The sequence below is a fragment of the Gemmobacter nectariphilus DSM 15620 genome (genome assembly GCF_000429765.1).
In the GTDB taxonomy this organism is placed as follows: domain Bacteria; phylum Pseudomonadota; class Alphaproteobacteria; order Rhodobacterales; family Rhodobacteraceae; genus Wagnerdoeblera; species Wagnerdoeblera nectariphila.
The window spans coordinates 315,687-328,213 of record NZ_AUCM01000004.1; the positions used below are offsets into that span (position 1 = coordinate 315,687).

9 protein-coding genes are annotated in these 12,527 nt (G+C 67.6%); all 9 read right to left on the minus strand.

What is annotated here, in order from left to right; all coding sequences use genetic code 11:
• Positions 1 to 140 precede the first annotated feature (140 nt).
• Positions 141 to 1,487, minus strand: coding sequence for a phosphoglucosamine mutase (glmM, locus tag G481_RS0104595; RefSeq protein ID WP_028028971.1), 1,347 nt, complete (start codon positions 1,485 to 1,487; stop codon positions 141 to 143).
• 145 nt (positions 1,488 to 1,632) lie between these two features.
• Positions 1,633 to 2,406, minus strand: a complete 774-nt coding sequence (locus G481_RS22840) for a cell wall hydrolase (RefSeq protein ID WP_084450624.1) — start codon at positions 2,404 to 2,406, stop codon at positions 1,633 to 1,635.
• A 160-nt stretch (positions 2,407 to 2,566) separates the two neighbouring features.
• Positions 2,567 to 5,167 carry a putative PEP-binding protein gene (locus G481_RS22845; protein WP_154664524.1) on the minus strand — a complete coding sequence of 867 codons (2,601 nt, stop codon included), beginning with the start codon at positions 5,165 to 5,167 and terminating at the stop codon, positions 2,567 to 2,569.
• A 39-nt stretch (positions 5,168 to 5,206) separates the two neighbouring features.
• Positions 5,207 to 5,926: an alanyl-tRNA editing protein gene (locus G481_RS0104610; protein WP_028028972.1), complete on the minus strand. Its 720-nt coding sequence runs from the start codon at positions 5,924 to 5,926 to the stop codon at positions 5,207 to 5,209.
• A 2-nt stretch (positions 5,927 to 5,928) separates the two neighbouring features.
• Positions 5,929 to 8,460: a DUF3772 domain-containing protein gene (locus G481_RS22850; protein ID WP_051294300.1), complete on the minus strand. Its 2,532-nt coding sequence runs from the start codon at positions 8,458 to 8,460 to the stop codon at positions 5,929 to 5,931.
• An 8-nt stretch (positions 8,461 to 8,468) separates the two neighbouring features.
• Positions 8,469 to 9,500, minus strand: coding sequence for a cysteine synthase A (locus G481_RS0104620; RefSeq protein ID WP_028028973.1), 1,032 nt, complete (start codon positions 9,498 to 9,500; stop codon positions 8,469 to 8,471).
• A 64-nt stretch (positions 9,501 to 9,564) separates the two neighbouring features.
• Entirely contained in the window at positions 9,565 to 10,674 is a 1,110-nt protein-coding gene (locus G481_RS0104625; protein ID WP_028028974.1) for an NUDIX domain-containing protein, read from the minus strand.
• A 70-nt stretch (positions 10,675 to 10,744) separates the two neighbouring features.
• Positions 10,745 to 11,185 carry a TrgA family protein gene (locus tag G481_RS0104630; RefSeq protein WP_028028975.1) on the minus strand — a complete coding sequence of 147 codons (441 nt, stop codon included), beginning with the start codon at positions 11,183 to 11,185 and terminating at the stop codon, positions 10,745 to 10,747.
• 95 nt (positions 11,186 to 11,280) lie between these two features.
• The gene (locus G481_RS0104635) at positions 11,281 to 12,513 is read right to left on the minus strand and encodes an aminotransferase class V-fold PLP-dependent enzyme (RefSeq protein WP_028028976.1); all 1,233 of its coding nucleotides are present in this window, start codon (positions 12,511 to 12,513) and stop codon (positions 11,281 to 11,283) included.
• Positions 12,514 to 12,527: the final 14 nt, after the last annotated feature.

A 12,527-nucleotide genomic window follows, 5' to 3' on the forward strand; every position in this document is an offset into this window, starting at 1 on the left:
CGATACCGACAGCGCAAGACCCAGAAGAGACAGCTTACGACCAGCCGCGAACATGCAAGCCACCGACCAGATGCCTGTAAGACGACCATCATGATGTCACGCTTGCAGCCATCGGGCAACGGCGGCGACGGTTGGACAGCCTAGCCCGCGGCCTTTTGCACCTCGGCCACAATGTTGGCGACGACTTCGGCCAACAACCCTTCGTCCTCGCATTCCGCCATGACGCGGATCAGCGGCTCGGTGCCCGACTTGCGGATCAACAGCCGTCCGCAGCCCGACAGCCGCGCCTCGGCGCCCGAGATGGCGGCCTGGACGCTGGCGGTGTTCAGCGGCTCTTGCCCGCTGGCATAGCGCACGTTCTGCAACAGCTGTGGCACCGGGGCGAAGTTGCGCATCAGATCGGACGCGGGCCGGCCCGAGCGCATCATCTCGGCCAGGAATTGCAGCCCGGCGATCAGCCCGTCGCCCGTGGTGGCATAATCGGTCATCACGATATGGCCGGACTGCTCGCCGCCCAGGTTCCAGCCGCCGCGGCGCATCGCCTCGACGACATAGCGGTCGCCAACGGCCGTGCGCTCCAGCCGCAGGCCGCGGCCGGTCAGGAACCGCTCCAGCCCCAGGTTGGACATGACCGTCGCCACCAGCGTGCCGCCGTTCAGCCGCCCCTCGTCGGCCCAGCGGGCGGCCAGCAGCGCCATGATCTGATCGCCATCGGCCACGGCGCCGGTTTCATCCAGCAAGATCACCCGGTCGGCATCGCCATCAAGGCAGATGCCCACGTCGGCGCCATGGGCGACGACCGCCTCGGCAGCGGTCTGGGGATGGGTCGAGCCGCAGCGGTCGTTGATGTTGTGGCCGTTGGGCGACACGCCCACCGGGATCACCTCGGCGCCCAGTTCCCACAAGACCTCGGGCGCGGCCTTGTAGGCAGCACCATTGGCGCAGTCGATCACCACCTTCAGCCCGTCCAGCCGGCCCCGGCCCGGAAAGGTCGTCTTGGCATATTCGACATAGCGGCCCCGGCCATCCTCGATCCGCTTGGCGCGGCCGATGTTGTGCGGCTGGGCGGGGGCGATGTCACCGCCCAGAATCGCCTCGATCTCGGCTTCGGCCTCGTCCGACAGCTTGAATCCGTCGGGGCCGAAGAACTTGATGCCGTTGTCTTGCGCGGGGTTATGGCTGGCGGAGATCATCACCCCCAGATCGGCGCGCATCGACCGGGTCAGATAGCCGATGGCGGGGGTGGGCACCGGGCCCAGCAGCAGGACATTCATGCCGGTGCTGGTCAGGCCCGCCGTCAGCGCGTTTTCCAGCATGTAGCCCGACAGGCGGGTGTCCTTGCCGATCACCACGCGGTGGGCGCTGGTGCCATCGCGGCGGAAATAGCGGCCGGCGGCTGCACCAAGGCGCAGCGCCATTTCGGCTGTCATGGGATAGCTGTTGGCGGTGCCCCTGACCCCGTCGGTTCCGAACAACTTCCTGCTCATGCGCTGACCTCGTATGCGGGGTGGCCCCGGCCATGGCGGCGGGGCGCGTTGCGCCGGGGGTGCCATGCAGGCGCCGCAGGATCAAGCCCCGAGCGCCTGTGCCGCGCGGCTTCCCGCCGGTGCGGGGCCCTTGCGTGAGCGGGCCCTAAAGCCCCATGTCCAGCTGCATCTGGCCCCTGAGCGCGGCAGTGCGCGGCATGTCCTTGCTGCTGACCGTGCCGACCGACTTGCCAAAGCCGGGCAGCGCGCCAGGCTGGCGATAGAACAGGTGGGTGCCGATCCTGGCGGTCTGCGGAAAGACCTGCGCCCAGCCGGGGCTGACATTGCGGGTGTGGAAATGCGTGGCGCCATCGGTCAGATGTTCGCGCGCCTTGCCATCCAGCATCAGGCGGGCGACCTTGCCCGCGCGGTCCCAGGCGGCGGGTTCCGCGATCACTTCGGGCTTGCCGTCGCAGACATACGAAAACTGGCAGCCCCGCGTGCCACGGGCCCCCTGCGTGACGACGCCGCAGACCGTATCGGGGTATCCCTTGGACGCAACGCGGTTCAAGATGACCTCGGCCACCGCGAACTGACCCTTGAGGGATTCGCCCCGCGCCTCGAAATACAGCGCCTCGGACAGGCACTGCCATTCGGCACCGCCGCTGGCAGAGGGCAGGGTGGCCAGCCAGCCATCATCATACAATTCGCCATCCGACCGCGTCCGCGGCCGCTGCGACCACGCAGGGCTTGCGGCGCGCAGCGCGATGGGTGGAGCCGCGCCAAGCGCGGCACGCTCACTGTCAAACAGACGCCGCAGTTCAGCGGCATAGCCTGCATTCGGGTCGTTGGACTTGCTTACCGTAACATCGGCAAGCGCTGTCCCCGACATGGCACACAGCACGACAAGGCTGCGGACCAGCATCGCACGAACGTGCATGGTTCCGTTCCCGGGTCAGTTTCAGGGCGCCGCCGCCGGAGGCAGGACCGGCAGGCAACCGCGTGGTCATAGCCGAAAACAGGTTCCCGGTCTACACGTCCATGCCGCGGTGCGGAAAATCGCAGTCGAAGCCGTGGGTTAGCGGACGTTCATAATGTTGTTAAGCATCTGTCTTATCAAGGTTTCCGTGCGATTTTCCGGCCCGTCTGTCGGCCAGTGCCAGATGGGCCGCAGCCAGCCGCGCAAGCGGCACACGATAAGGTGAACACGACACATAGGTGAACCCGGCGTGCCGGCAGAAGGCGATTGATTCGGGGTTCCCGCCATGCTCGCCGCAGATCGACAGCGTCAGGTCCGGACGCGTCTGGCGGCCGCGTTCGGCGCCGATCAGCAACAGCTCTCCCACCCCGTCGATATCCAGCATGTGGAACGGATCTTCGGGAAAGACCCCCTGGTTCACATAGGCCGACATGAACCGCCCCGCATCGTCGCGCGACAGGCCATAGGTCATCTGCGTCAGGTCGTTGGTGCCAAAGGACAGAAAGGCCGCGTGCTGGGCAATGTCGCCGGCGCGCAGGGCCGCGCGCGGGGTTTCCACCATCACGCCCAGCTTGTAGCCGAAGTTCACCCCGCGCTTGGTGCGCACCTCGGCGGCCACGGCGTCGATGCGGGTCTTGACCAGCTCGACCTCGCGCATGGCCGAGACAAGGGGGATCATGATCTCGGGTTCCACCTTGATGCCGCGCGCGCCCACGGCAAGGGTCGCCTCGAAGATCGCCCTGGCCTGCATCTCGTAGATTTCGGGCAGAACAACCCCCAGCCGCACCCCGCGCATCCCCAGCATCGGGTTGAACTCGGACAGGGCCTCGGCGCGGCGGGTGATGTCGGACAGGGGCTTGTCCAGCGCCTCGGCCAGCTCGCGCATCCCCTCGCGGGTATGGGGCAGGAATTCGTGCAAGGGCGGGTCGAACAGGCGGATGCAGACGGGCAGCCCCTCCATGATGCCGAACAGATGCATGAAATCCTCGCGCTGCATGGGCAGCAGGCGGGCCAGCGCCGAGGCGCGGTCCTTGGCGTCATCGGCAAAGATCATCTGCCGCATGACGATCAGGCGGTCGGATTCAAAGAACATGTGTTCGGTGCGGCACAGGCCGATCCCCTCGGCGGCGAAGTCGCGGGCGACCTGCGCATCTTCGGGGGTGTCGGCATTGGCGCGCACGCCGATGTCGCGAAATTCGTCGGCCCAGCCAAGGAACTTGCGGAAGTCCTGATCCAGCGCAGGGGCCAGCATGTCGGCCGCGCCTGCCAGCGCCTCGCCAGCGGTGCCGTCCAGCGTGATCAGATCGCCTTCGCGCAGGATGCGCCCGCCGGGGGCGATCAGCCGCTTGTCGCGGGCATCCAGCTGCATGGTCGAGGCGCCCACGACGCAGGGCAGGCCAAGGCCCCGCGCGATCACGGCAGCATGGCTGGTCATGCCGCCCCGTTCGGTCAGCACGCCTTGGGCGGCATGCATCCCGCGAATATCCTCGGGGCTGGTTTCGCGCCGCACCAGAATGCAGCTTTCGCCGCGCGCCGCGCTGGCCTGCGCGGCAGCCGAGGAAAACACCAGCCGCCCGACGGCGGCCCCCGGACTGGCCGCAATGCCCCGCACCACCACATCGCGCGCCCCGCGCGGATCCACCTGCGGGTGCAGCAGTTCCGACAGCGCCCGCGGCTCGACCCGCAGGACGGCCTCATCCCGGCCGATGATCCCGTCTTCGGCCAGCGCCACGGCGATCTTCAGCGTCGCCCGGGACGAGCGCGAGACCTTGACCGCGTCCAGCACTTTCAGTTCGCCGTTTTCCAGCGTGAATTCGATCTGCATTTCCTCGCGCAGGCGGCGGCGGCAGTTGGCGCCGTGGCGGATCAGGGCCGCAAAGGCCTCGGGCGCCAGATCCTCGAGCGCATCGCCGCGCGGGTCGCGCGCCAGATAGATCGTGCCCTCGGCCGCCCGGGCCAGCGCGTCGCGCCCAAGGCTTTGGCTCAGATAGCGCCCGGTCACCTGCGGCAGGCCGGTCACGGCATCGACGAACTGCATGACACCTGACCCGGACACGCCCGGCCCCATGCCAAGCGCCATTTCCTGCACCACCAGCCCCAGCGCGGCATCGGCGGGCGCGCCCTTGGCCTGGCGCAGCAGGCGGGCGGTGGTGCCTTCCCAGGCGCGGGCCATCGACCGCAGGGCCTGGGTCAGCTGAACCGCCGGATCCTGGGGAAAGGGTTCGTCGGTTTCCTGCTCATAGGCGCGCAAGGCGGTGCGCAGCGCCTCGGCACTGGGGGCCGAGGCGTCGAACATGTCGGGGTCCAGACGCGCGACATGGATCGCATAGGCCTGCACGAAGCGCAGATACAGCGCATCCGCCACCTCATGCCCATGGCTGTCCACCAGCATCCGGTGGCGTTCGGCATTCAGCCCGATGTTCAGAATGGTGCCTGGCCCGCCCCAGTCGGGGTTTTCCGGGCTAGGCCGGATCGAAACCAGCGGCGCCGGGTCAAAGCCTGCAAGGATCGCCCGCGCAGGGGCCGGCTGGCCCGAGGCAATGGCCCGCACGGCGGCAAAGGACAGCGCGACGGTGCGCGGCACCGGCAGGTCCAGCCGGATCAGACGCTGAAGGCATTTGGCGCGCCAGCCATGCGTCGCGGCAGCGATGGGCGCGGTCGGCGTGATCGTCGAGTGATCGGGATGTTTCTGCAAGGCGGCACCTTTTGCTGCGGAAAGCATACGCCTGACAGCAGGCGGTAGAAGCGCGGTTTCGCCGCGCTAGTCCTGCAATTCGATGGTGACGCGGCGGTTGATCCGGCCCTTCTTCTCGATCTTGCCAATGCTGACGCGGCCAATCTCGGCCGTGCGGGCGACATGGGTGCCGCCGCAAGGTTGCAGATCGACCTGGGCCTCGCCCGCGCCGATCCGCACCAGCCGCACGCGGCCCTGACCCATGGGCGGCTTGACCGACATGGTTTTCACAAGGCCCGGATTCGCCTCCAGCTCGGCATCGGTGATCCAGTCGGTCGTCACCGGCAGATCGCGCGAGATCAGCGCATTCAGCGCGGCCTCCAGCGCAGGCACATCCTGCGGTGCCTCGGGCATGTCGAAGTCCAGCCGTCCCTTGCCGACCGAGATTTGCCCCCCCGTCACCGGCAGCGGAATGACCACCGACAACAGATGCAGGGCGGTATGCACCCTCATGTGCGAATGGCGGCGGTCCCAGTCCAGCCGCAAGGTCACCGCGGCGCCGATCGGGGGCAGGGGGGCGGGCTCGGCCGGAACCATGACGGATGCGCCATCCTCGCCCTTGAGCGTGGTGGCAATGGCGATGCGCCCGCCGTCCCAGTCGATCCAGCCGGAATCGCCAGGCTGGCCGCCGCCTTGCGGATAGAACAGCATGGGGTCCGCGATCAGCCCGCCTTCGGGCGTGATGGCGATGATGCGGGCCTCGGCGGTGCGGGCGTGGGAATCGCTGCGATACAGCGGCTCGGTCATGGTCAGTCCCTTTCATCCTCGCGGCCATAGCCCGAGGGCGGGCCTTCGTGCGGTTCGTCACGGATCGCCTCGTCGGCGCGCATCGGGTTGGCAACGCTGGGGGCCTCGGGGCGGTCCACAGGCTGGGCCTGGGGCGGAACCGGGGCCGCGGGCCGGCCGGTCAGCGCTTCGGGATTGCGGATCCACAGATCGCGCTGGGCAAAGGGAATCTCGATCCCCTCGGCGGCAAAGCGGGCCGCGATCTGGTGGTTGATCTCGGACCGCACGGCGATCGAGAAGTTCACATCGCGCAAGATCGCCCGGATCTCGAAATTCAGGCTGTCGGCGCCAAAGCCCACAAAGGGCACGGCTGGCGGCGGGTTCAGAACGACCATCGGCTGCGCCTCTGCGATCTCGCGCAAGATGCGTTCCACCTTGCGGGTGTCGGTGCCATAGGCCACGCCCACCGGCACGATCAGCCGCCCGTTGAGGTTGAAGCCCGTCCAGTTCGTCACCTGACCCGAAATCAGATCGGCGTTCGGCACGATGACCGTGGTGCGGTCAAAGGTTTCCACCTTGGTCGAGCGCACGGAAATCCCGCGCACGATGCCCTGAACGCCGCCCACCTCGATCCAGTCGCCTTCGGCCACCGGACGTTCGATCAACAGGATGATCCCCGAGACAAAGTTCGACACGATGTTCTGAAGCCCGAACCCGATGCCGACCGACAGGGCACCGGCAACGATGGCCAGGTTCGACAGATCAAGCCCCGTCGAGGTGATGGCCGCCAGCGCCGCCAGCACGATGCCGATATAGCCGACGCCGGCCACGATGGCGTTCTTGCCGCCGGTATCCAGCTTGGTCTTGGGCAGGATCGTGGTGCGCAGCGCGCCTTGCAAAAGGCGCGTCACGCCATAGCCGATGCCGAAGATCACGCCCAGCAGCAGAAAGTCGGTCGGGCTGATGCGCGTATCGCCCAGCCGGAAACCTTCGCGAAACCGCGTCCAGTATTCCAGCAGATCGTCTGCCCGCATCCCCCACAGCAGCGCCAGCACCGGCACCGCCGCCAGCGCCAGCGCGAACGAGATCAGCACCGGCACCAGCGCGTCGCGCGCCACCTGCGGATCGCCGCGCGTCACGACGGCATAGATGTCGTAGATCAGCCGTTGCAGCAGGGCGACCACCGCCAAGAGACCCAGCGTTGCCACCGCAGGCCAGACCATCGCATCGGCCAGCGCGATATAGCCAACCGCCCCCAGAACCGGGCCAAGCACGCCGATGACCATGGCCGCGCGGCCAAGGATCGACAGAACCAGCGGGCGAAAGCCGGGGGTGTCCTGCCCTTCGCTTTCGTTCTGCGCGCCAATGTGCAGCAGCTGGCCCAGGCGGAACAGCAACAGCCCGATCAGCGCGGTCGCCGGATAGGTCGCGGTGCTGACCGCAGCCGCGCCATAGCTTGCCGCGGTAAAGGCGGGCGCCACCAGCATTTCGGCCCCGGCCGCCAGCGCATAGAGCGTGACATGCAGCCGCCCTTCGGCCCGCCGGGCGGGGCGCAGCATGATGACCTGGGTCAGCCGGTCGGTCGGTGGAAAGACGTGCCAGCCGATCCACAGCGCAACCGACATCAGGATGCCGGCCATGATCAGCCCCTCGCTGATCAGCGCATTGGCCAGCGGGCCAAGGAATTCCGTGCGCACCAGCGCATTGGTCAGGAACACCAGCGCCAGGACCGGCAAGATCACCTGACCGAGCGACAGCGGCAGTTCCACAACGCCCCACCACCCGGCGGGCAGGCGGTCCTGAAGGCGCCGGATCAGCTGGTCGATCAGCCGACGGCCCTGCCACAGCAGCAAAATGGCGATCAGCAGCTCGGCCACCAGCAAGGGCGAGGCATCAATCAGCGCGTTGCGGCGCACCGGATTGGCCCAGGCCTTGGCGGTTTCATTCCACAGATCGACCGAAAAGGCCGACATCGCGCCGATCGCCGCGGGCCAGTTCGCCGGGTTGATCGGGGCAGGATCGCGCCGGATCAGCTTGCTGGCATCGCGCGATCGCTGGATGCTGTCGGCCTCGCGGATCAGGCCATCGGCGCGGCGATAGGCCTCTTCGGCGGCAATCGCCGGCGCCTGGGCGCGGGACAGCTGTTCCGTCAGTTCCTTGCGGCGCTGCGCGATCTCGTCGGGTTCGGTTGCGCCTTCGGCCGGGGCAGGCCCCAGCGCCGCGATCTGCTCGCGCAGCGTGTCGACGCGGGGCTTGTTTGCATTCTGCGCCGTCAGGAACCGCTCGCGCCAGTCTGCCAGTTCATTGCGCAGGTCTTGCAGCTGTCCCGAAGCGGTGCCTGGTTCCGTGATCAGCTTTTCCGCGCGGTCGGCAAACCTGCCCCACGCCTGATAATCCGGCGCGGTGTCCGCGGTGGCAGGCGGCTCTTCGACGGGCGCTGCCGCAGCAGAACCGCCTGTCACGCTGCCCAGCCACCACGAACGGGACTGGGCCGAGGATGGGCCGGTTGCCAGCACCAGCACCAGCAGGACAAGAGACAGCAGGCGGCAGATCACGGGTCAGATCACCCCTCGTAGACTTCGGGAAGTTTGCGGCCGGCGGTGTCCAGCCAGGCGGGAACCGGCAGGCCCTTGGCATGCAGGAATTCGGGGTTGAACAGCTTGGACTGATAGCGCGTGCCGTAATCGCACAGAATGGTCACGATCGTGTGCCCCGGCCCCATCGCCTGCGCCATGCGGATCGCGCCGGCGACGTTCACGCCCGACGATCCGCCAAGGCACAGCCCTTCCTCGGACAGAAGGTCGAACACCACCGGCAGCGCCTCGGCATCGGGGATGCGGAAGGACATGTCGGGGGTGAACCCTTCAAGGTTCGCGGTGATGCGGCCCTGACCGATCCCTTCGGTGATCGAGGAGCCTTCGGATTTCAGCACGCCCTGGGTGTAATAGGAATGCAGCGCGGCGCCTTCGGGATCGGCCAGTGCGATCTTGACCCCCTTGGGTTGCAGCGCCATGCCGATGCCGGCCAGCGTGCCGCCCGAGCCGACGGCGCAGACAAAGCCGTCGACCTTGCCGCCGGTCTGGTCCCAGATCTCGGGGCCAGTCGTTTCGATATGGGCCTGACGGTTGGCCACATTGTCGAACTGGTTGGCCCAGATCGCCCCGTTGGGTTCGGTTTTCGCAAGTTCCGCCGCCAGACGGCCGGAATAGCGAACGTAGTTGTTCGGGTTCGAATAGGGCGCCGCAGGCACCTGCACCAGCTCTGCCCCGGCCAGGCGCAGCATGTCCTTCTTTTCCTGGCTCTGGGTTTCCGGGATCACGATGACGGTGCGAAAGCCCATGCTGGCGCCGACCAGCGCCAGGCCAATGCCGGTATTGCCGGCCGTGCCTTCAACGATGGTGCCGCCGGGTTTCAGCTGCCCCTTGGCCACCGCATCGCGGATGATGTAAAGCGCGGCCCGGTCCTTGACCGACTGGCCGGGGTTCAGGAACTCGGCCTTGCCCCAGATATCGCAGCCGGTCAGGTCCGACGCCTTGCGCAGGCGGATCAGAGGGGTCTTGCCGATGCTGTCGGCGAGGTCGCGGCTCATGCGCATGGCGGACGTCCTTTTGCGTTTCGTCTGCAAGGTTTAGGCCGCAGATGCCCGAAAAACAAGCCGATCAGCCCTGCGCACGCAGCCGATCGCGGTTCGCGGCCAACCACATTGCCGAGAGGATGAGCGGCGCATTCGCCCCTTCGGGCCGGGCGACGATCTGCATCAGCTGCTCGAACGGGATGATATGGGCGCGAATATCCTCGACCTCGTCCTCCATCCCGCCATGGCGCGGGCGATCATCAGGCAGATCGCACAGCGCGACATAGGAATAGAGGAATTCGGCCTTGGCGCCGGGGCTGGGGTAATAGCTGGCCACAGGCAGAAGGTCGCGCAACTCGACCCCGGCCTCTTCCTGCGCCTCGCGGCGGGCGCAGTCCTCGGGGGTCTCGAACGGGTCGATGCGGCCGGCGACGGCCTCGAGCAGCCAGGGGTTCGCATCGCCCCGCGCATAGGGGCCGGGCCGGAACTGTTCGACCACCAGCACCCGGTCGCGCACCGGATCATAGGGCAGCACGGTTGCCGCATCGCCCGAGATGAAGGCCGCGCGCGTTGCCTGATCCGACCAGTCGCCGTTGAAGCGGCGATAGCGCAGGTCATATTCCTCGACGGCGAAATAATGCGCATAGGGCTGGCGCTGCGCCACCAGATCGACATCGGCCGCGCTGGCCGCGCGCCGCAGGGCTGACGGGGCGGGGCGTTTGGCGCGCAGCCGCGCGGCACCGCGCATCAGCATCATGGGATAGCGCCGCAGCACTTCGGCGGCCGGTTTCACACCATAAAGCGCCATGAAATCATGGGCGGTTTCGGTAACCACCGCGCCGCGCGTCGCCACCCAGTCGGCCAGCGACCAGGGGGCGCCGGGCTGCCAATGGCCGGGGTCAGGGAAATAGACCCGCGCAAGGCGCCCGTCCGACAGCGGCAGATCGCGGGTATGATAGGCAAAGCCGCCCTCATAGAAATCCAGCCGCGCGACATCTTCCTCGCTCATGCCGGGCAGGAGCAGCCCGTCGGCCTGTTGGCCCGGCGCCTCGACGATCAGCGGAAAGGGCTGTCCCTTGGCCCAGAACACCGCATGATCGGGCAGGCGGGCCGGCTGCGGCGCCACGGGGCGGCCCAGAACGATTTCCAGCAGCGGCAGGTGGCACAGCGTGCCATAAAAGAAAAAGTCGGCCATGTCGGCTCCGGCTTGGGGCAAGGTCGCGGGGCAGGCCCGCTGACCATCTTGGGACAATCGGGGGGCAGGCTCAGCTGGCGCGGCGCGAGACCCATTCGACCAGCAGGCCGCACAGCATGCCGCCGATCGCCAGCACGATCAGCGGCTCGGGGCGCAGCAAGGCCGTGCCATAGATAAGCACGATGTCGAATGTGCCCTCGATTGCCTCGAACACACCGCCATAGCGTTTGCGCAAGGCCCGCAGCAGCATCTCGTAGACCGAGAACAGCACCATGGCAAAGAACACCATGGTTGCCGCCGTGCGCAGCCCCGATCCCAGCGCCGCACGGGTGCCGCGACCGGCCAGCCGCCCCATCAGGAACCAGCCGCACAGCAGGCCGATCAGGGCGCAAAGCGGGGTGAACCGGCCGAACTGGGTTTCGGGCGGCAGGCCGGGCTTGTAGATTTCGGCGGCGAAAAAGCCGAGCGCGGCAAAGGCAAGGGCGGCGGCAAGGCGGGCGGCGGTGGGCATCGGCGGCCTGTCGGGCTGATCTGGGTCGGGCTTAGTGTCGGCCGGGCGCGGGGCTGGCGCAAGGGGGGCGCCCGCGCAACCCGGCCAGTGTTGCCCTAGAGTACCCGCTCGAGCGCCGCGATCAGCTGGTCGATCTCGGCCGGGGCAGTATAATGCACGAACGATAGGCGCAGCACACCATCGGCATCGGGCACGCCCAGCCCTGCCAGCGGGCGCACGGCATAGAAATTGCCTCCCCCCGCCATGATCCCGTGATCGGCCAGCGCGGTTGCCACCGGCAGGGCCGGACGGTCCAGCGCCAGCGCGATGGTGGGCGCACGGCCTTCGGCCTTGCGGGGCCCGATCAGGCGCAGATCGTTGCGCGCCGCCAGCCAGTCCAGCAGCGGCTGGGTCAGCTGCCGCTCATGCGCGCGCATCAGATCATGGACCGCCGTGTTGCGCGCCAGCGGCGAGGCGGTCTGGCCGGGGAAGTGATGGGCGTAAAGCGCATCGACATAATCGGCCATCCCCGCACAGGCCGCGACCTGCGCATGATCGGGACCAGCGGGGGTGAAGCGCTTGTAAAGCACGTCGCCGTTGAACACATGCGCCTGATTGGGCAGGGTAAAGCCGATCTCGCGGCGGATCACCATGATGCCCTGATGCGGGCCATAGGTCTTGTAGGCCGAAAACAGGTAGATATCGGACCCCAGCGCCGGAACGTCGGGAAAGCCGTGCGGGGCATAGCTGACACCATCGACGCAGGTAAACGCGCCTGCCGCGCGCGCCATGGCGCAGATTTCCGCCACCGGGTTGATCTCGCCGACGACGTTCGAGCAATGCGGAAAGGCGACCAGACGGACCTTGCCGTCGGCCAGCAGCGGGGCAAGGGCCGCCGGGTCCAGATGCCCGGTCACCGGGTCGATGCGCCATTCGCGCACCTCGGTGCCGGTTTCGGACAGCCGGCGCCAGACGCCGGTATTGGCCTCGTGGTCCTGATTGGTGACGACGATGGCGCTGCCCTCGGGCAGCCACTGACGGAAGGCCTGCGCCAGCACATAGGTGTTCTGGCTGGTCGAGGGACCAAAGGATACCTCGTCGGTATCCACCCCCATCATGGCCGCAAGCCGGGCGCGCGCCTCGTCCATCTCGGCGCCGCCAAGACGGCTGGCCTCGTAGGGGGCATAGGGCTGCACCTTGCGGCTATGGTAGAACCGGGTCAGCCGCCCGATGACCTGCGCACAGGTATAGCTGCCCCCGGCATTTTCAAAGAACGCCTGCCCCTGCAGCGAGGGTTCGGCAAAGGCGGGAAACTGCGAGCGGACAAAGTCAAGGTCAAGGCTGGTCATGCGAGCGATCCGGT

Excerpts from the sequence above, each read along its gene's own strand:
- glmM (WP_028028971.1), bottom strand. The coding sequence starts at position 1,487 with ATGAGCAGGAAGTTGTTCGGAACCGACGGGGTCAGGGGCACCGCCAAC.
- G481_RS22840 (WP_084450624.1), bottom strand. The coding sequence starts at position 2,406 with ATGCACGTTCGTGCGATGCTGGTCCGCAGCCTTGTCGTGCTGTGTGCC.
- G481_RS22845 (WP_154664524.1), bottom strand. The coding sequence starts at position 5,167 with ATGCTTTCCGCAGCAAAAGGTGCCGCCTTGCAGAAACATCCCGATCAC.
- G481_RS0104610 (WP_028028972.1), bottom strand. The coding sequence starts at position 5,926 with ATGACCGAGCCGCTGTATCGCAGCGATTCCCACGCCCGCACCGCCGAG.
- G481_RS0104620 (WP_028028973.1), bottom strand. The coding sequence starts at position 9,500 with ATGCGCATGAGCCGCGACCTCGCCGACAGCATCGGCAAGACCCCTCTG.
- G481_RS0104625 (WP_028028974.1), bottom strand. The coding sequence starts at position 10,674 with ATGGCCGACTTTTTCTTTTATGGCACGCTGTGCCACCTGCCGCTGCTG.
- G481_RS0104630 (WP_028028975.1), bottom strand. The coding sequence starts at position 11,185 with ATGCCCACCGCCGCCCGCCTTGCCGCCGCCCTTGCCTTTGCCGCGCTC.
- G481_RS0104635 (WP_028028976.1), bottom strand. The coding sequence starts at position 12,513 with ATGACCAGCCTTGACCTTGACTTTGTCCGCTCGCAGTTTCCCGCCTTT.